This window comes from Mycobacterium sp. E3251 (genome assembly GCF_001666835.1).
Taxonomy (GTDB): Bacteria; Actinomycetota; Actinomycetes; order Mycobacteriales; family Mycobacteriaceae; genus Mycobacterium.
In genome coordinates this window covers 17,277-35,185 of record NZ_LZJF01000180.1, presented here as the reverse complement: position 1 = coordinate 35,185, position 17,909 = coordinate 17,277, and the positions used below count along the sequence as shown (strand labels likewise).

The window sequence follows — 17,909 nt, the reverse complement described above, 5'->3', positions numbered from 1 at the left end:
ACCCGGCCCTCGTCGGATTCTGCCAAGTCGTCGGAGCCGTCACCGTCGATCAGGTCTTGATCGTCTTCGGGAAGGATCCGGTCGCGGATGGCGAGCTTCATCCACGTGGTCACCACGCCGGGGGCGATCTCGAGATCGATGGTGTCCTCCGTGATCGCGACGACCGTCGCCTCCAGACCGGACGTCGTGTGCACGCGGTCCCCCGGCTGCAATGACTCGTGCAGGTCGATGGTGGCCTGCATCGCGCGCTTCTGGCGCCGCGACGCGAAGTACATGAACCCACCCATGATGAGCAGGAAGGGCAGGAACAGGATCAAACTCTCCATGGACGGGCCTGTCTTTTCGTAGTGGCATTCGGAGCATTAGTGCGGGGACGGCCCGCGGGCCGCGCACCTCATACCGGCCAGTGTGCCAGTGCCGCAGGTCGCTCCCGACCGCCGCCGTGCGCGGGAGGCCCGTCGGGGCCGGGCCGGATAGGCTTGGGTGGCGACGTGACGGGCGCGCCGCGGTGAGGAGAAAATCGTGGCCGGCCTCGAGCAGACCCGCCAGCTGGTCACCGAAATCCCCGGTCCCGCTTCGCTGGAACTGACCAAACGGCGCGCCGCGGCGGTGTCGCACGGGGTGAACGTTTCGTTGCCGGTGTTCGTGGCGCGCGCCTCCGGCGGCATCATCGAGGACGTCGACGGCAACCGGCTCATCGACCTGGCTTCGGGCATCGCCGTGACCACCATCGGCAATTCCGCGCCCCGGGTGGTGGAGGCCGTGCGCGCGCAGGTCGCCGAGTTCACCCACACCTGCTTCATGGTCACGCCGTACGAGCAGTACATCGCCGTCGCCGAGGAGCTGAACCGGATCACGCCGGGCTCGGGCGAGAAGCGCTCGGTGTTGTTCAATTCCGGCGCCGAGGCGGTCGAGAATGCAGTGAAGATCGCGCGCGCGTACACCCGCAAGCCCGCCGTCGTGGCGTTCAACCACGCCTATCACGGCCGCACCAACCTGGCGATGGCGCTGACCGCCAAGTCCAAGCCCTACAAGAGCGGCTTCGGCCCGTTCGCGCCGGAGGTCTACCGGGCCCCGGTGTCCTACCCCTACCGGGACGGCCTGCTCGACAAGGAGCTGGCCACCGACGGCGAGAAGGCCGCCGCACGGGCGATCGACGTGATCGAGAGCCAGGTCGGCGCCGACAGCCTCGCCGCCGTCATCATCGAACCGATCGCCGGCGAGGGCGGGTTCATCGTGCCGGCCGAGGGATTCCTGCCCGCCCTGCTCGACTGGTGCCGCAGGAACGACGTGGTGTTCATCGCCGACGAGGTGCAGACCGGCTTCGCGCGCACCGGCGCGATGTTCGCGTGCGAACACGAAGGGCCGAACGGTCTGGAACCCGACCTGATCTGCACCGCCAAGGGCATCGCCGACGGGCTGCCGCTCTCGGCGGTCACCGGCCGCGCACCGATCATGGACGCATCGCACGTCGGCGGTTTGGGCGGCACCTTCGGCGGTAACCCAATTGCCTGTGCGGCCGCACTGGCCACCATCACCACGATCGAAAGCGACGGACTAATCGATCGCGCTCGACAATTGGAACGGCTGATCACCGAACCGTTGTTGCGTCTGCAGGCCAGCGATGACCGGATCGGCGACGTGCGTGGCCGCGGCGCCATGATCGCCATCGAGTTGGTGAAGTCAGGGACCTCGGAACCCGACGCGGAGCTGACTCGGAAATTGTCCACCGCGGCCCACGCCGCCGGGGTGGTCGTGTTGACCTGCGGCATGTTCGGCAACGTCATCCGGCTGCTACCGCCGCTGCCGATCAGCGACGAGCTGCTCGCCGAGGGGCTCGACATCCTCGGCCGGCTGCTGGGCGACCTCTAAGACCTGGGGACTCGTCGAGCCCGCGTGGGCAATCTCACAACCCCCGCCGCGGCGCGGCCGTGGTGGAATACCGTTACTTTAGCTAACGTTCTAAACGTCAGCGCATCGGCGCGAAACGACTCACTATCTTTCATTGCAAGGGAATTTGTTTATGTCGACGATCAATCACGACGAGCGGCTCGAGCGCCGCATCGAGGAACTGACCGCAAGCGACCCCCAGTTCGCCGCCGCCCGCCCCGACCCGGCGGTCGAAGCGGCGCTCGAGAAGCCCGGACTGCGACTTCCAGAAGTCATCCGGACCGCACTCGAGGGGTATGCGGATCGGCCGGCCCTCGCGCACCGCGTGGTGGAGTACGTCGAGGACGCGGCGACCGGGCGCACCAGGCTCGAGCTGCTCCCCCGCTACGAGACCATCACGTATCGCCAGCTGGCCGATCGCGTCGAGGCGCTCGGCCGCGCCTGGGCCAACGACGGGGTGCACGTCGGTGACCGGGTCTGTGTGTTGGGCTTCAACAGCGTCGACTACGCCACCATCGACATGGCGCTGGCCATTATCAGCGCGGTGTCGGTGCCGCTGCAGACCAGCGCCTCGCTCACGTCGCTGCAGCCGATCGTCACCGAGACCGAGCCCACCGTGATCGCGGCCAGCGTGAACCAGCTGCCCGAGGCCGTGGAGTTGATCTTGAGCGGCCACCGGCCCGCCAGGCTGGTGGCGTTCGACTACCACCCCGAGGTCGACGACGAGCGCGAGGCCGTGGAGACCGCGCGCACGCGGCTGGCGGACGCCGGCGTGCCGGTCGAGACGCTGGCCGAGGTGCTCGAGCGCGGCAACGCGCTGCCGGAAATGCCCATCCCCGCCAGCGAGGAATCTGACCCGCTGGCCCTGCTGATCTACACCTCCGGCAGCACCGGCGCACCCAAGGGCGCGATGTACCCGCAGAGCAACGTCGCCAAGATCTGGCGTCGGGGCAGCAGGAACTGGTTCGGCGAAAGCGCCGCGTCGATCACCCTGAACTTCATGCCGATGAGCCACGTCATGGGCCGCGGCATCCTGTACGGCACGCTGGGCAACGGCGGCACCGCCTACTTCGCCGCCAAGAGCGACCTCTCCACGCTGCTGGAGGACCTCGAGCTGGTGCGGCCGACCGAGCTGAACTTCGTGCCGCGCATCTGGGAGACCCTGTTCGGCGAATTCCAGCGCCAGGTTGACCGGCGGCTTTCCGAGGGCGGCGACCGCGAGGCTGTGGCGGCTCAGGTCCTGGCCGAGCAGCGCCAGTACCTGCTGGGTGGGCGGTTCATCTTCGCGATGACGGGCTCGGCCCCGACCTCGCCGGAGTTGCGCACCTGGGTCGAGTCGCTGCTCGAGATGCACCTGATGGACGGCTACGGCTCGACCGAAGCCGGGATGGTGCTGTTCGACGGCGAGATTCAGCGCCCGCCGGTGATCGACTACAAGCTCGTCGACGTGCCGGACCTGGGCTACTTCAGCACCGACCGGCCGCACCCGCGCGGCGAGCTGTTGCTGCGCACCGAGAACATGTTCCCCGGCTACTACAAGCGGGCCGAGACCACCGCGAACGTGTTCGACGAAGACGGCTACTACCGGACCGGCGACGTGTTCGCCGAGATCGCGCCGGACAAGCTGGTGTACGTCGACCGCCGCAACAACGTGTTGAAGCTGGCGCAGGGCGAGTTCGTGACCCTGGCCAAGCTGGAGGCCGAGTTCGGCAACAGCCCGCTGGTGCGCCAGATCTACGTCTACGGCAACAGCGCCCAGCCCTACCTGCTGGCCGTCGTGGTGCCCACCGAAGAAGCGCTGGCCTCGGGGGACCTCGAGACGCTCAAGGGAAAGATCGCCGACTCGTTGCAGGCCGTCGCACGTCAGGCGGGCCTGCAGTCCTACGAGGTGCCGCGCGACTTCATCATCGAGACCACCCCGTTCAGCCTGGAGAACGGTCTGCTGACCGGGATCCGCAAGCTGGCGTGGCCGAAGCTGAAGCAGCATTACGGCGAGCGGCTCGAGCAGCTCTACGCCGAGCTGGCCCAGGGGCAGGCCAACGAGCTTGCCGAATTGCGCCGCAACGGCGCGAACGCGCCGGTGCTGCAGACGGTGAGCCGGGCCGCCGCGGCCATGCTCGGCACGGCGAGCACCGAGCTGACCCCGGACGCGCACTTCACCGACCTGGGCGGAGACTCGTTGTCGGCGTTGACGTTTGGGAACCTGCTGCGCGAGATCTTCGACATCGACGTCCCGGTGGGCGTCATCGTCAGCCCGGCCAGCGACCTGCAGGCCATCGCCAGCTACATCGAGGGCGAGCGCCAGGGCACCAAGCGGCCGACCTTCGCCGCGGTCCACGGACGCGATGCCGGCACGGTGCACGCAGGCGACCTGACCCTGGACAAGTTCCTCGAGGCGGAGACCCTGACCGCGGCACCGAGCCTGCCCCGGCCCACCACCGAGGTGCGAACGGTGTTGCTGACCGGCGCGACCGGCTTCCTGGGCCGCTACCTGGCGCTGGAGTGGCTCGAGCGCATGGACATGGTGGACGGCAAGGTGATCGCGCTGGTGCGGGCCAAGTCCGACGACGAGGCGCGCGCCCGGCTGGACAAGACGTTCGGCGTGGGCTCACCGCACGGCGACCCGAAGTTGGTGGCGCACTATCAGCAATTGGCCGCCGACCACCTCGAAGTCATCGCCGGCGACAAGGGCGAGGCCAACCTCGGCCTGGACCAGCCGGCCTGGCAGCGGCTGGCCGACACCGTCGATCTGATCGTCGATCCGGCCGCTCTGGTGAACCACGTCCTGCCGTATAGCGAGCTGTTCGGCCCCAACACGCTGGGTACCGCCGAACTGATCCGGATCGCGCTGACCACCAAGCTGAAGCCGTACGCCTACGTCTCGACGATCGGCGTCGGTGACCAGATCAAGCCGGGCCAGTTCGTCGAAGACGCCGACGTCCGGCAGATCAGCGCTACCCGCGAGATCAACGACAACTACGCCAACGGCTACGGCAACAGCAAGTGGGCCGGCGAGGTGCTGCTGCGGGAGGCGCACGACCTGTGCGGCCTGCCCGTCACGGTCTTCCGGTGCGACATGATCCTGGCCGACACCACCTACGCCGGGCAGCTCAACCTGCCCGACATGTTCACCCGGCTGATGCTGAGCCTGGTGGCGACCGGTGTCGCACCCGGTTCGTTCTACGAGCTGGACGCCGAGGGCAACCGTCAGCGTTCGCACTACGACGGCCTGCCGGTCGAATTCATCGCCGCGGCGATCTCCACGCTGGGGACGCAGGTGCTGGACACCGGGGACGGCTTCCAGACGTACCACGTGATGAACCCGTACGACGACGGCATCGGGCTCGACGAGTACGTCGACTGGCTGATCGACGCCGGCTTTGGGATCCAGCGGATCGCCGACTACGGCGAATGGCTGCGCCGGTTCGAGCAGACGATGCGGGGCCTGCCCGAGCGGCAACGCCAGTACTCGCTGCTGCCGCTGCTGCACAACTACCAGCAGCCTTCAGAGCCGATCAACGGATCGATGGCACCGACCGATCGCTTCCGCGCCGCGGTGCAGGAGGCGAAAATCGGCCCCGACAAAGACATTCCGCATGTCTCGGCGCCGATCATCGTCAAGTACATCACCGACCTGCAGTTGCTCGGCCTGCTGTAAGCGCAAAACAGCGATCGCCCAGTCCGTCGCGGACTGGGCGATCGCCGTTCTCGTGAATCGGCTACTGCTGTGGGTGTGGCCAGCGCAGGTACGCGGCGTTGGCACCCGACGCCGGGCGTTGGCGACGCCACCCCCGCTTCGGCTCCGGGTCGGCGGCCGAACGCGGCTTGGTCAACGCGCCCGAGGACACCTCGGCGGGCTCGTATGCCGCTTCGCGGTAGGGCTCGACGCCCGGCGCCGACACGGCCGCCGCCGGCGGCACGGGCTGCACGTCACGCGCCAGCCGCACGGCCGTGCGCGCCAGCACCACACCGCCGACGAAGACGATCAACGCGCCCAGTCCGGAGAAATAGCTGACCTCGAGCACCGCACGCTTGCGATCGGTGGCGGCGACCGGGTCGCCGGCGGAGCCGATTCCCAGCAGCGGCGCGAGCTGACCACCGACGACGAACCAGGCGCCGGCCAGCACCGCCAGCCAACCGCCCAACATGGCCGCCACCCGGTTTCCGGCGACGATCAACAACAGACCGCCCAGCACGGTCGCGGCTCCCGGCAGGACCTCGAGCCACCCACGAGCCGTACTCCACGCCCACTCCCGGTCGGGTGTGTAGGCGAAATTGAAGCGCGGTCCGACAAACGGTATTAACGCCCCCCAAGCTCCCAAGATGACCAGGAGCAATCCGCTGACCGCGCCACGCGAACGCGGCATGCTCAGCCCGCGGGTTTGGCCGTCTTCTGCGTATTTCATGACATCCCCTCGTTAAATACCGGGCCTATTTCCGGCCGGAGATGGGTACCCGGCGTTTTCCAGTCGTAACCCATCGGGCGCGCGCAAACCACCCCGCCCCCGTGGCCATTGGGGCTGGTGAGGCTGCTGTTACTGGTGAAGTCCGAGCAGCAGCAGCACGATCGCGATCACCGGAAAGGCGCCCTGCGTCACCGCGGCCCGCGCCTTGTCCGGCGCGGACAGGAGCAGCACCACCGCGGCCGCCGCCATCGAACCGACGCCGGCGAAAATCAGCGCCGCACCAACGGCGTTGTGCCGCAACACGATTGCGGCAATGCCCGCGCCGCTGACCACCGCAAGGAACAAGTTGTAGAAACCTTGGTTGAAGGCCAGCAGCTTGGTGGTCTCGGCCTCCTCGGCCGTCGTGCCGAACGTGGCACGGGTCCGCGGCGAAGTCCAGGTCAACGATTCCATCACGAAGATGTACACGTGCAGTAACGCCGCCAATGCGGCGAACACCAACCCGGCGGCGATCATCGCTCCTCCTCGCTCGTCGAGGCCTGCGTGTCCCGGCAGACTTTACCGACCCGCGGCCGGCGGGACTGCCCTGACACGAAAGGGCGCCGGTAGCCAACGGCTACCGGCGCCTCCCGAGTTACCGGTTACCGCCTACACCCCGGCGTGGTGGTGGCGGTGGAAAAGACCGCCACCGGCGCGCCGACCGAACAGGCCCCGCCCGCGCGGCTCGGGCTCGGCTGTCAGTGCATCCGCCCGCGCCCGCGTCGGGCCGCGAGTCTCGTCGTACATGGCGGGCTCACCCGCAGGCACGGCGTCCGCCGCCACTGGCGCCGGTTCCCTCACCACGACATCGCGCGCGTGCCGAACGGCCACGCGCGCGACCGCCGCCCCGCCCAGGAACACGATCAGGGCGCCCAGACCGGTGAAGTAGGTGATCTCCAACAGGGCTCGTTTCAGGTCCGTCGACGCCACCGGTTGACCGAGGTCCCCGATGCCCAGGGTCGACGCGAACGCGCGGCCCACCACGAACCAGGCGCCGCCGGCGACCGCCAGCCAGCCACCGAACACGGCGCTGGCCCGGTTACCGGACAACAGCACGAGCAGGCCACCCACCGCCGTGGCGGCCCCGGGGAGCACCTCGAGCCAGCCCTTGGTCGTCGTCCACGTCCAAGCCGGGTCGGACATGTACGCCCAATCGATGTTGGGCCCGAAGAACGGCACCAATGCGCCCCAGGCGCCCAACAAGATCAGGAGCAGGCCGGTCAGCGCGCCGCGGGTGCGCGGCATGTAGAGCGCGCGAGGGCGTTCATAGTCGTAGCGCGTGTTCCTCATCAGGATCTCCTTCAACAGGTATTGCTGTTGTGAGCCTGGTTACCCGACGGCGCCCGCGCATAACCTGCCGCGGGCCGCGCATCCCGTTTGCTGCGGCCCTGCGCCGAGGTACCTGCGGCGCCGGTGGCGGCGCTCTGAGCAGGCCCGATCCGGGCAGCCGCCCGTACGCGCGCCGGCCAGCCGCAAAGGTCACGATTTGGCTGCAATTCGCCAGGCGGTCGGTGAGGGCGGCGAATTAGTCGAACAGCCCGGGTTGGCCCAGCCCGGCCGCCCCCGCCGGCGGGCTCATGCCCAGGTGGGTCCACGCCTGAGCGGTGGCCACCCGGCCTCGGGGGGTGCGGGCCACCATCCCGGCGCGCACCAGGAACGGCTCGCACACCTCCTCGACGGTGGCGGCCTCCTCGCCGACGGCCACCGCCAGCGTCGACACCCCGACCGGCCCGCCGCCGAAACTGCGGGTCAGCGCCGACAGCACCGCCCGGTCCAACCGGTCCAAGCCGAGTTCGTCGACGTCGTAGACCGCCAGCGCGGACTTCGCGACGTCGCGGGTGATCACCCCGTCGGCGCGGACCTCGGCGAAGTCCCGGACCCGGCGCAGCAGCCGGTTCGCGATGCGCGGCGTGCCGCGCGAGCGCCGGGCGATCTCCTCGGCCGCCTCGGCGCCCAGCTCGATACCCAGAATCCCGGCGGAGCGGGCCAGCACCCGCTCGAGCTCGGCGGGCTCGTAGAAGTCCATGTGTGCGGTGAAGCCGAACCGGTCGCGCAGCGGGCCGGTCAGCGCGCCGGACCGGGTGGTGGCGCCGACCAGGGTGAAGGGCGCGACCTCCAGGGGGATCGACGTCGCGCCGGGACCCTTGCCCACCACCACGTCGACCCGAAAGTCCTCCATGGCCAGGTACAGCATCTCCTCAGCGGGCCGCGCTATGCGGTGGATCTCGTCGATGAACAGCACGTCGTGCTCGACCAGGTTGGACAGCATGGCGGCCAGGTCGCCGGCGCGTTCCAGCGCGGGGCCCGACGTCACCCGCAACGACGTCCCGAGTTCGGCCGCGATGATCATGGCCAGCGACGTCTTGCCGAGCCCGGGCGGACCCGACAGCAGGATGTGATCCGGTGTCCCACCGCGGTTCTTGGCTCCCTCGATCACCAGCTGGAGCTGTTCGCGCACCCGCGGCTGGCCGATGAACTCTTGCAGCGAACGCGGCCGCAGGCTGACGTCGATGTCCCCCTCCCCGACGGCCAGCGCCGGGGACAGCTCGCGGTCGTCGTAGTCGCTCATCGGGACTTGCCCAGCAGCGACAGCGCGGCGCGCAGGGCGCCCGACGTCGTCGCGTCCTGCTCGGTGGCCAGCACCTTGTCGGTGGCCTCTTCGGCCTGCTTGACGGCGAAGCCGAGACCGACCAGGGCCTCCACCACCGGGCCCCGGACCGCGTGCCCGTTTACCGCGGATGCGCCACCCGGAGCGCCCGCCGCGACGGCACCGACCTTGTCCCGCAACTCGAGCACCATCCGCTCGGCGCCGCGTTTACCGATCCCGGGCACCCGGGTCAGCGCCGTGACGTCGCTGTCGTGCAGCACCTGCCGCAGCGCCGCGGCGTCGTGCACCGCCAGCGTCGCCATGGCCAGCCGTGGCCCCACGCCCGACACCGTCAGCAGCGTGAGGAACAGGTCGCGGGTGTCGGAGTCGGTGAACCCGTACAGCGTCATCGAATCCTCGCGCACCACCATCGCGGTGATCAGCCGGGCCTCGGTCCCGGTGCGCAGGGTCGCCAACGTCGACGGTGTCGCGTTCACCCGGTAGCCGACCCCGGCGGCCTCGATCACCGCATGGTCGAGCGCCACCTCGAGCACCTCGCCGCGCACCGACGCGATCATCGTGCGGCCTTCAGCTTCGCTAGATACTTGTGCCGCTGCTGCTCGGCCAGCGCCTCGGCCGCGGCCATCCGGGCCATCATCGGCGCCCTCCAGCAGTGACAGATCGCCAGCGCCAGCGCGTCGGCGGCGTCGGCCGGCGTCGGTTTGGCTTGCAGCGCAAGGATTTTGGTGACCATCGCGGTGACCTGGGCCTTGTCGGCGGCGCCGTTGCCCGTCACCGCGGCCTTCACCTCGCTCGGGGTGTGAAAGTGCACGTCGATGCCGCGTCTGGCGGCCGCGAGCGCGACCACCCCGCCGGCCTGCGCGGTGCCCATCACCGTCGAGACGTTCAGCTGGGAGAACACCCGCTCGATGGCCACGACATCCGGTTGGTGGGTGGCCAGCCAGTGCTCGACGGCATCGCTGATGGCCAGCAGCCGATGGGCTAACGGCGCATCAGACGGGGTCCGCACCACGTCGACGTCGAGCGCGACAACGTTTCGCCCGCGCCCGGTTTCGACCACCGACAGTCCGCATCGGGTCAGTCCGGGGTCGACGCCCATCACGCGCATTGCCCGCTCCCACCTGTAGAACAGCTGTTCGATACCCTAGCGGCCGGGGCCGACGGCTCCGCGGAGGACACGCGGCTTCGCCGCCGATTCCCGGCTCGGGACGTTACAGCGCCGAACCCGCAAAAAAGCTGTTAGCTTTACCCCACGTTCGCTCAAGCAATGTGGCAACGGAAGGGTTCGCGTGGGATCACTGCTGGTCATTATCGCGATCGTGCTGTTCATCGCGTCAATCGTGGTGTTGGTCATCGCTTTGCGGCGGCCCAAGCAATCGGCCCCGCCGCGCGGACGCCAGGATCCCCTCTCGTTCAACGCGATGCCCGAGTTCGGGCCCCGGCAACTCGGCCCCGGCGCGATCGTCAGCTACGGCGGCGTCGACTACGTGGTCCGCGGATCGGTGACGTATCGCGAGGGCCCGTTCGTGTGGTGGGAACATCTGCTGGAGGGCGGCGACCAGCCGATCTGGTTCAGCGTCGAAGAGGACGACGGGCGCCTCGAGCTGGCGATGTGGGTCAGCCGCAAGGACGTCCAGCTGCAGCCGGGCGACTCCTACGTCGTCGACGGGGTGACGTTTCACGAGTCCGAACGCGGTCGCGCGTCGTTCACCACCGAGGGCACCACGGGCCTGCCGGCGGGTGGCGAGATGGAGTTCGTCGACTGCGCCAACTCCGACGAGTCCGCGCTGCTTTCGTTCGAGCGCTGGGCGCCGGGCATGCCGTGGGAGGTTTCGACCGGCAAGCCCGTGCTGACGGGCGAGCTCACCGTGTATCCGGCGCCCCCGCCGTCGACCCCCTAGGGCGCGTCGGTGCCCCTTCATCAGCTCGCCGTTGCGCCGTCGGACGTCTCCGGGCAGAAGCTCGGACTCGCGCTCAACGCGCCCGCACCCCTGCCGCTGGCGGACTGCCTTCTGCACCACCCGGGCGGCGGCGCCCTGCGGCTGGGGGTGCTGGGCGCATCGCACGTCGTCACCGTCGAGCACGGCGCGGGCCGGTTCTCCGAAGAGGTCTCCTGCACGGCGCGCGGCCTGGGCGTCGACCTGCCGGAGCGCACCGCCGCGCCCGGGTACTCCCTGCAATCCCGCACCGACTCGTACGACGAGGCGGCCTTCCGCCGCTTGGCGCGTGAGCTTCGTGACCGGTGCGCGCGGGAAAAGGGTTGGCTCGGTGGCACTTTCCCCGGCGACGACGCCGCGCTGACCGCGTTGGCTGCCGAACCCGACGGCGCCGGCTGGCATTGGCAGACCTGGCACCTCTACCCGCGCAGCCCTTTTGGGTCCGGCGGTGACGTGGTCCATACGGTGAGCCGGTGGCACCCATGAGCCGCAATCGCCTGTTCGTGATCGCCGGTGCGCTGGCCGTCGCCGCCGTCGCCTGCCTGGTGCCCGGAATCATCTTGTCGCAGAAGAATATTGCTTCCTACATCGCCAGCCACTATCACGAGTACGCCCACGACGCGAACGGGAAGCGCTACGAATGCAACGGGCCTCCCGACGACGTGGCCGACACGCTTGCCGAGTACCAGTCCCCCGAGGCGCGTGCCGCCAACGGCGACAGTGAGTACCTGCGCTACAGCAACAACATCGTGATCGTCGGCCCCGACGGCAGTCGCCCGTGCAGCATCCGCCTGGAGGGCCTGAACGCCGGATACAGCCACGGCGCCTTCATCTTCCTGGGCCCCGGCTTCACGCCCGGCTCGCCCTCGGGCGGCGCCGGCGGTACGCCCGGCGGCCCCGGCGGAACCAAGTGACGGCTCACCACCACAAAGGAGAAAACCATGTACCTCGCCGTCGAGATCGGCACCGTCGACCTCAATCCCGTCCTGAAGGGCGCGGTCGCAACGATCCTGTACTTCCTGGTCGGCATGGCAGTGCTGCTTGTCGGGTTCTACGCGGTCGACGTGTTGACCCCGGGCAATCTGCGCCGGCTGGTGTTCATCGACCGTCGCCCCAACGCCGTCATCGTCGCGGGCGCGATGTACATCTCCCTAACCGTGGTCATCATCACCGCGATCGCGAACAGCTATAGCCAGCTGGGCCAGGGGCTCGTCGGCGTGGCGGTGTACGGGCTGATGGGCGTGATCCTGCTGGGGGTGGCGCTGCTCACGATGCACCTGCTGATACCCGGCAGCTTCCACGAGCACATCGACGAGCCGGAGTTGCATCCGGGATCGTTCGCCGTGGCGCTGATATTGCTCGCCGTGGGAGGAGTCACGGCCGCCGCGGTGTCATGACATCCGTTGATCGGCCGGTGCCAGAGGTGAGCCGGCCCGTGGAGCCTTCGGCGCGGTGGCGCGCCGTGTTGCTGGCCGCCGTTGCGGCATGTGCGGCGTCCGGCATCGTCTACGAACTCGCGCTGCTCACGCTGGCGGCGAGCCTCAACGGCGGCGGCATCGTCGCCACGTCACTGATCGTCGCGGGCTACATCGCCGCGCTCGGCGTGGGCGCCCTGGTGGTCAAGCCGCTGCTGGCGCACGCAGCCATCGCGTTCGTCGCGGTGGAGGTGCTACTGAGCATCGTCGGCGGCCTGTCGGCGGCGGCGCTGTACACGGTGTTCGCATTCATCGACGACGAGTCGATGTGGATGCTGGCGGTGGGCACCGCCCTGATCGGCGGGCTGGTCGGCGCCGAGGTGCCGCTGCTGATGACGATGCTGCAGCGCGGCCGCAGCGGCGAGGCGCCCGAAACCGGCCGGACGCTGGCCAACCTCAACGCCGCCGATTACCTCGGCGCGCTGCTGGGCGGGCTGGTGTGGCCGTTCCTGCTCTTGCCGCAGCTCGGCATGATTCGCGGCGCCGCGGCCACCGGCATCGTCAACCTGCTGGCCGCGGCCGTCGTGGCGATCTTCGTACTGCGCCGGGTCGTTTCGGCCCGACAACTGGCGACGGCGCTGTGCGCACTCGCCGCCGCGCTCGCCCTCCTCGTCACGCTGCTGGCCCGTTCGGCCGACATCGAGACCACGAGCAGACAGCGCCTCTACGCGGACCCGATCATCGCCTACCAACACTCCGCCTACCAGGAGATCGTGGTCACCCAGCGCGGTAACGACATGCGCCTGTACCTCGACGGGGGGCTGCAATTCTCCACCCGGGACGAGTACCGCTACACCGAAAGCCTGGTCTACCCCGCGTTCGGGGCGGGCGCGCGATCGGTCCTGGTCCTCGGGGGCGGGGACGGACTGGTGGCCCGCGAGCTACTGCGTCAGCCGGGCGTCACGAGGATCGTGCAGGTGGAGCTCGACCCCGCGGTGATTCAGCTGGCGCGCACCACGATGCGCAGGGCCAACGGCGGCTCGCTGGACAGCCCACGGGTCAGGGTGGTGATCGACGACGCGATGCGCTGGTTGCGCTCCCCGCACCCGGACGTCGTGCCGCCCGGCGGCTTCGACGCGGTCATCGTCGACCTGCCCGACCCCGACACCCCGGTCCTGGGCCGGCTGTATTCGACCGAGTTCTACGCACTCATCGGACACGCGCTCGCCGAAAACGGCCTGATGGTTGTGCAGGCGGGCAGCCCGTTCTCGACGCAGACCGCGTTCTGGCGCACCGCCTCGTCGATCCGCGCGGCCGGCTACTCGGTCACGCCCTACCACGTGTATGTGCCGACGTTCGGTGACTGGGGTTTCGTGCTGGCGCGCCGCGGGGGCAGTGCGCCCACACCCACCGTGCCGCCCAACGCGCCCCCGCTGCGCTTCCTGAACCAGCACGTTCTCGACGCCGCGACGGTGTTTCCCGACGACACTCGCCCCCGCCCGCTCGAGCCCTCGACGCTGGACAATCCGCGCATCGTCGAGGACATGCGGCACGGCTACGACTAGGGCCGTTTCGAAATTCGACGGCGCTTTTAGCGTCCCGCGGCGCACACTGAGCAGCGAGCGCCGGAGATCTCGCGGTTTCTGGTGTTGGGATCGGTAGCCCACCGATACCGGTGTACTTGCAAGGCGACGCCACCTAGGCGACCCGCCGGACGCAAGCCGAAGGAACGCACATGAATATCGCTAGAAAAGTGTTGCGGGCTGCGGCGGGCCTGGTTCTCTCAGTCGGCCTTGCAATCGCAGGTATCGGACTGGCCCAGGGCATCGCGCATGCCAACAAGGGCCCGTTCACTTGGTGTCCAGGGCAGTCAATGGAGTGGCCGAGCGGGCCGAATTCGTCCCGCGGTGTCGCACAGAACTACGTCTGGGATATGTCTGTGTGCCACACGTGGTACATCGTCGCCGACGGGTGGGGAAACGTTCCGCGGATCGCCCTCAACGGACAGCCGACGCTGCAAAGTTCACACACCTGGGACGGCGACAATCCGCCGCCCGACAATCCCTCGGGTGTGAATTGCGGCCCGGGTTGGTGCCCCGTGCCGCCGCACTACGACCCGGGGTTCCACGGATAAGCCGGTGACGGGCGAGCAAGGAGTCGACATGAGTGTCAACGGAGAGTCTTCCGCGTCGCGCCCGTTCGTGGCGTCCTGCTCGATCTACTCGCCCAATTGGGCCAAACTGACCGGCAAGCGCGCGACGATCTACATCCAGATCGGCTTTTGGGCGATCGTTTTGAGTGTCGTGCTGATGATGGTCGGACGCACCTTTGGCAACTCGCGCGGCTCCCACCGGTCCTTCCCGAACGTTCCCGGCCCGGTGATCGCCTACGGCTGGCTCGCGTTGTTGGCCGTTTTGGGGCTCGCCCTCGGCGCCCTGTTCCTTTGGCGATGGCGCCGCAAGTACCACCTAGACGTCACATCCGAGGGACTCACGATCGACGGCGCTCGGGGCGATTTCTACTCATTCGCTGACGCCGAGCTAGGCCTGTGGGCGAGTACGGGACTGGCGCTTCATCTGCGGCGCGGCCGCCATCAATTCATTCTCGGCGGACGTGACTGCCGGATTGGCCCGACGACACCTCTCAGTGCCCCGCCGGCGCCGCTCGTCGATGCCTGGTTGTCCCAGCCGGAGTTCGTCGCGATGTTGTCCCTGAGCGGCCGCTGGCGCGGCTTGGCTGTGGGCGAACCCGCACCGGGAGATCCGGCTCGCTGTGTGCTGTTTCCGAACCCCTTGTTGATCCAGCAGATGGGGCCGTTTGCGCTGATGAAGAAACAGCGATTGGCGCAATCGCTGTCGCAGCCGCAGCTGTTCGTCGACGTCGATGACGACACGATCCGGGTGATCGACGCGGACAGCAACGCGCTCACCGCCTCGGCCTCGCTTTCGCAGGTGACCGCGACCAGGGCCACCTACCGGCTCGACGATGTTGCCGGCCAGTACTTTTCGACGATGCCCGCTGTGACCCTAAGCATTCCCGGCAGCCAACCACTGACCATCGGATGCCGCGACTTCAGCGGGCTTCAGCAGCGATTCCTATGGAGCGACAACGTGGCCGTGATTCACGACCCTCCGGCTTATGCGGTCTCGGGCGCCGACTGGATGACGCTGACAGGAAGGCTCGACTTGGCCTCGTAATGCGGCCCGCCCCTCAGTCCTCGTCGAGAGCGGCCAGCACCTCATCGGACAGGTCGACGTTGGTCCAGACGTTCTGCACGTCGTCGCTGTCCTCGAGGGCGTCGACGAGCTTGAAGACTTTGCGGGCGCCGTCGACGTCCACCGGGACGCTGACCGACGGCTGGAAGCTGGCCTCGGCGGACTCGTAGTCGATGCCGGCGTCCTGCAACGCCGTCCGCACCGCGACCAGGTCCGTCGGCTCCGAGATTATCTCGAAGCTCTCACCGAGGTCGTTGACGTCCTCGGCACCGGCGTCGAGAACCGCGGTCAGCACGTCGTCTTCGGTCAGCCCGTTCTTCTCCAGGGTGACGACGCCCTTGCGGGTGAAGAGATACGAGACCGAGCCGGGATCGGCCATGGTGCCGCCGTTGCGGGTCACCGCCACCCGGACCTCGCCGGCCGCGCGGTTGCGGTTGTCGGTCAGGCATTCGATCAGCACCGCCACGCCGTTGGGCCCGTAGCCCTCGTACATGATCGTCTGGTAGTCGGCGCCGCCGGCTTCCTCGCCTGCGCCGCGCTTGCGGGCACGCTCGATGTTGTCGTTGGGCACCGAGGTCTTCTTCGCCTTCTGGATGGCGTCGTAGAGCGTCGGGTTGCCCGCTGGGTCCCCACCGCCGGTCCGGGCGGCGACCTCGATGTTCTTGATGAGCCGGGCGAATTCCTTGCCGCGGCGCGCGTCTTTGACGGCCTTTTGGTGCTTGGTGGTGGCCCACTTGGAATGGCCGCTCATGGGTGTCTCTTACCTCTTCTGTCTCCGAAAGTTCGCCAGACGAGTCTACGTGGACGGCTGGCGGAGATTGCCCGGCCGCTCCCCTCACGGCCCGGCCGCCCCAGCAGTCACAAGAACACAGGGATATGCGCCTTCCCGAAATTGATATCGCCCGCGCTATCAATTTCCGGGGTCACATCATCACCCGAAAGCTGGTGCTGATGTGACTGATGGGTCAGGCGGTGCCGTTGACGATGTCCACGAAGAGCTGGTGGACGCGCCGGTCGCCGGTCACCTCGGGATGAAACGCCGTCGCCAGCTTCGCGCCCTGCCGCACCGCGACCGTGTGCCCCGACGCTTCGGCCAGCGCCTGCACGTCGTCGCCGGCCCGCTCCACCCACGGGGCGCGGATGAACACCGCGCGCACCGGGCCGTCCAAACCGGCGAACGGGATGTCGCCCTCGAACGAGTCGACCTGCCGCCCAAAAGCGTTGCGCCGCACGGTCATATCGATCGCACGCAGGGGCAGCGCCTCCCGGCCGCCCGCGCCGGCGTCGAGGATCTCACTGGCCAGCAGGATCATCCCGGCGCAGGCGCCATAGGCCGGCAGCCCGTCGGCCAGCAGCCCGCGCAGCGGCTCCAACAGGTCGAGGTCGAGCAGCAGGTGGCTCATCGTGGTGGATTCGCCACCGGGAATGACCAGCCCGTCGACCTTCTCCAGCTCCGCGCGGCGCCGCACCGGGATCGACTCGGCCCCGGCTTCGCGCAGCGCCGCCAGGTGCTCGCGGGTGTCGCCCTGCAGCGCCAGCACGCCGATCAGGGGACGGCTCACGACTGAAATCCGCGCGGGAAGCGGGTCAGCCCCTCCTGCATGACCGCCGCCACCATCTCGCCGGACTGGGTGAAGATCTTGCCCTGGCACAACGAGCGACCACCGCTGGCCGACGGCGACGACTGGTCATACAGCAGCCACTCGTCGGCCCGGAACGCCCGCATGAACCACATCGCGTGGTCCAGCGACGCCACCTGCAGATGCTCTCGCACGTCGAGGTGGTTGACCTGCGCCGACCCCAACAAGGTGAGGTCGCTCATGTAGGCCAGCGCGCAGATGTGCAGCACCGGGTCGTCGGGCAGCGGGTCGCGATGGCGGAACCACACCTGCTGCTGGGAGGCCTTGCCGGGCGACAGCTGCAGGCGCTCGCGCGGCACGATGCAGACGTCCCACTCCTCGAACTGCTTGAAGCCGGCGTCGTCGAACACCTTGATCGAGTCCAGGCCGGGCAGCCCGTCGGGCGGCGGCGCGGCCGGCATGACGTCCTGGTGGTGGATGCCCTCCTGGTCGGTCTGGAAGGACGCGCCCATGCTGAAGATGATCTCGCCGTGCTGGATGGCGTTGACGCGCCGGGTGGCGAACGAGCCGCCGTCGCGGGTGCGCTCGACGATGAAGACCGTGGGCTCGTTGGCGTCCCCGGGCCGCAGGAAGTAACCGTGCAGCGAGTGCACCTGGTAACGGGGGTCGACCGTGCGCACCGCCGAGACCAGCGACTGCCCGGCCACGTGGCCACCGAACGTGCGCTGGAAATATCCCGACTCGGGGCTGAACACCCGACCGCGGTAGATGTTGACCTCGAGTTGCTCGAGATCGAGGATCTCTTCGATCGCCACGGAC

General features: G+C 68.6%; 19 protein-coding genes. 9 read left to right on the top strand and 10 right to left on the bottom strand.

The genetic code is table 11. The annotated features are described in order from the left end of the window. On the bottom strand, nt 1-326 hold a 326-nt coding region (yajC, locus tag A5697_RS22005; protein WP_068012035.1), incomplete at its 3' end, for a preprotein translocase subunit YajC. A gap of 196 nt (nt 327-522) precedes the next feature. Here yajC and gabT point away from each other — a divergent pair. Then, entirely contained in the window at nt 523-1,872 is a 1,350-nt protein-coding gene (gene gabT / locus A5697_RS22000) for a 4-aminobutyrate--2-oxoglutarate transaminase (RefSeq protein ID WP_068012034.1), read from the top strand. Nucleotides 1,873-2,023: 151 nt separating this feature from the next. Then, nucleotides 2,024-5,548, top strand: coding sequence for a carboxylic acid reductase (gene car, locus A5697_RS21995; RefSeq protein WP_068012033.1), 3,525 nt, complete (start codon nt 2,024-2,026; stop codon nt 5,546-5,548). A 61-nt stretch (nt 5,549-5,609) separates the two neighbouring features. On the opposite strand, the gene A5697_RS21990 is transcribed toward car, so the two are convergent. The 6 genes from A5697_RS21990 to ruvC all read right to left on the bottom strand — a co-directional run bounded on the left by A5697_RS21990 (nt 5,610) and on the right by ruvC (nt 10,051). After that, the gene (locus A5697_RS21990; protein WP_067948697.1) at nt 5,610-6,296 is read right to left on the bottom strand and encodes a hypothetical protein; all 687 of its coding nucleotides are present in this window, start codon (nt 6,294-6,296) and stop codon (nt 5,610-5,612) included. 129 nt (nt 6,297-6,425) lie between these two features. Continuing rightward, nucleotides 6,426-6,812: a DUF1304 domain-containing protein gene (locus A5697_RS21985; RefSeq protein WP_068012032.1), complete on the bottom strand. Its 387-nt coding sequence runs from the start codon at nt 6,810-6,812 to the stop codon at nt 6,426-6,428. Between the two features lie 132 nt (nt 6,813-6,944). After that, nucleotides 6,945-7,625, bottom strand: a complete 681-nt coding sequence (locus tag A5697_RS21980) for a hypothetical protein (protein WP_067948701.1) — start codon at nt 7,623-7,625, stop codon at nt 6,945-6,947. A 235-nt stretch (nt 7,626-7,860) separates the two neighbouring features. After that, complete coding sequence (gene ruvB, locus A5697_RS21975; protein WP_068012031.1) at nt 7,861-8,904, bottom strand: Holliday junction branch migration DNA helicase RuvB; 1,044 nt, start codon at nt 8,902-8,904, stop codon at nt 7,861-7,863. Beyond that, nucleotides 8,901-9,500 carry a Holliday junction branch migration protein RuvA gene (gene ruvA, locus A5697_RS21970; RefSeq protein WP_068012030.1) on the bottom strand — a complete coding sequence of 200 codons (600 nt, stop codon included), beginning with the start codon at nt 9,498-9,500 and terminating at the stop codon, nt 8,901-8,903. The genes ruvB and ruvA overlap by 4 nt, the downstream gene beginning before the upstream one ends. Further along, a complete protein-coding gene (ruvC, locus tag A5697_RS21965) occupies nt 9,497-10,051 on the bottom strand; it encodes a crossover junction endodeoxyribonuclease RuvC (protein ID WP_067948707.1) in 555 nt (184 codons plus the stop codon). The genes ruvA and ruvC overlap by 4 nt, the downstream gene beginning before the upstream one ends. Before the next feature lie 181 nt (nt 10,052-10,232). On the opposite strand from ruvC, the gene A5697_RS21960 reads away from it, so the two are divergent. The 7 genes from A5697_RS21960 (at nt 10,233) to A5697_RS21930 (ending at nt 15,492) form a co-directional block, all read left to right on the top strand. Then, the gene (locus tag A5697_RS21960; protein ID WP_067948709.1) at nt 10,233-10,844 is read left to right on the top strand and encodes a DUF4178 domain-containing protein; all 612 of its coding nucleotides are present in this window, start codon (nt 10,233-10,235) and stop codon (nt 10,842-10,844) included. A gap of 9 nt (nt 10,845-10,853) precedes the next feature. Next, a complete protein-coding gene (locus A5697_RS21955; RefSeq protein ID WP_067948711.1) occupies nt 10,854-11,366 on the top strand; it encodes a DUF2617 family protein in 513 nt (170 codons plus the stop codon). Then, nucleotides 11,363-11,794, top strand: coding sequence for a DUF4247 domain-containing protein (locus A5697_RS21950; protein ID WP_067948713.1), 432 nt, complete (start codon nt 11,363-11,365; stop codon nt 11,792-11,794). Before A5697_RS21955 ends, A5697_RS21950 begins: the two co-directional genes overlap by 4 nt. 27 nt (nt 11,795-11,821) lie before the next feature. Continuing rightward, complete coding sequence (locus A5697_RS21945) at nt 11,822-12,277, top strand: DUF350 domain-containing protein (protein ID WP_067948715.1); 456 nt, start codon at nt 11,822-11,824, stop codon at nt 12,275-12,277. Continuing rightward, nucleotides 12,274-13,860: a polyamine aminopropyltransferase gene (locus tag A5697_RS21940; protein WP_068012029.1), complete on the top strand. Its 1,587-nt coding sequence runs from the start codon at nt 12,274-12,276 to the stop codon at nt 13,858-13,860. Before A5697_RS21945 ends, A5697_RS21940 begins: the two co-directional genes overlap by 4 nt. 374 nt (nt 13,861-14,234) lie before the next feature. Beyond that, a complete protein-coding gene (locus A5697_RS28540) occupies nt 14,235-14,429 on the top strand; it encodes a hypothetical protein (protein WP_231972138.1) in 195 nt (64 codons plus the stop codon). Between the two features lie 28 nt (nt 14,430-14,457). Then, nucleotides 14,458-15,492: a hypothetical protein gene (locus A5697_RS21930; RefSeq protein ID WP_068012028.1), complete on the top strand. Its 1,035-nt coding sequence runs from the start codon at nt 14,458-14,460 to the stop codon at nt 15,490-15,492. A 13-nt stretch (nt 15,493-15,505) separates the two neighbouring features. Here A5697_RS21930 and A5697_RS21925 read toward each other — a convergent pair whose 3' ends face one another. From A5697_RS21925 to tesB, 3 genes are all read right to left on the bottom strand, one after another. Continuing rightward, on the bottom strand, nt 15,506-16,261 hold the full coding sequence (locus tag A5697_RS21925; RefSeq protein ID WP_068012027.1) for a YebC/PmpR family DNA-binding transcriptional regulator: 756 nt from the start codon (nt 16,259-16,261) through the stop codon (nt 15,506-15,508). A gap of 214 nt (nt 16,262-16,475) precedes the next feature. Continuing rightward, a complete protein-coding gene (gene pdxT, locus A5697_RS21920) occupies nt 16,476-17,072 on the bottom strand; it encodes a pyridoxal 5'-phosphate synthase glutaminase subunit PdxT (protein ID WP_068012026.1) in 597 nt (198 codons plus the stop codon). Beyond that, the gene (gene tesB, locus A5697_RS21915) at nt 17,069-17,905 is read right to left on the bottom strand and encodes an acyl-CoA thioesterase II (RefSeq protein WP_068012025.1); all 837 of its coding nucleotides are present in this window, start codon (nt 17,903-17,905) and stop codon (nt 17,069-17,071) included. The genes pdxT and tesB overlap by 4 nt, the downstream gene beginning before the upstream one ends. Nucleotides 17,906-17,909 lie beyond the last annotated feature (4 nt).

What these genes read in the sequence shown, in the direction of transcription:
- car (WP_068012033.1), top strand. Translation starts at nt 2,024, where the DNA reads ATGTCGACGATCAATCACGACGAGCGGCTCGAGCGCCGCATCGAGGAA.
- A5697_RS21990 (WP_067948697.1), bottom strand. Translation starts at nt 6,296, where the DNA reads ATGAAATACGCAGAAGACGGCCAAACCCGCGGGCTGAGCATGCCGCGT.
- A5697_RS21985 (WP_068012032.1), bottom strand. Translation starts at nt 6,812, where the DNA reads ATGATCGCCGCCGGGTTGGTGTTCGCCGCATTGGCGGCGTTACTGCAC.
- A5697_RS21980 (WP_067948701.1), bottom strand. Translation starts at nt 7,625, where the DNA reads ATGAGGAACACGCGCTACGACTATGAACGCCCTCGCGCGCTCTACATG.
- ruvB (WP_068012031.1), bottom strand. Translation starts at nt 8,904, where the DNA reads ATGAGCGACTACGACGACCGCGAGCTGTCCCCGGCGCTGGCCGTCGGG.
- ruvA (WP_068012030.1), bottom strand. Translation starts at nt 9,500, where the DNA reads ATGATCGCGTCGGTGCGCGGCGAGGTGCTCGAGGTGGCGCTCGACCAT.
- ruvC (WP_067948707.1), bottom strand. Translation starts at nt 10,051, where the DNA reads ATGCGCGTGATGGGCGTCGACCCCGGACTGACCCGATGCGGACTGTCG.
- A5697_RS21950 (WP_067948713.1), top strand. Translation starts at nt 11,363, where the DNA reads ATGAGCCGCAATCGCCTGTTCGTGATCGCCGGTGCGCTGGCCGTCGCC.
- A5697_RS21945 (WP_067948715.1), top strand. Translation starts at nt 11,822, where the DNA reads ATGTACCTCGCCGTCGAGATCGGCACCGTCGACCTCAATCCCGTCCTG.
- A5697_RS21940 (WP_068012029.1), top strand. Translation starts at nt 12,274, where the DNA reads ATGACATCCGTTGATCGGCCGGTGCCAGAGGTGAGCCGGCCCGTGGAG.
- A5697_RS21930 (WP_068012028.1), top strand. Translation starts at nt 14,458, where the DNA reads ATGAGTGTCAACGGAGAGTCTTCCGCGTCGCGCCCGTTCGTGGCGTCC.
- A5697_RS21925 (WP_068012027.1), bottom strand. Translation starts at nt 16,261, where the DNA reads ATGAGCGGCCATTCCAAGTGGGCCACCACCAAGCACCAAAAGGCCGTC.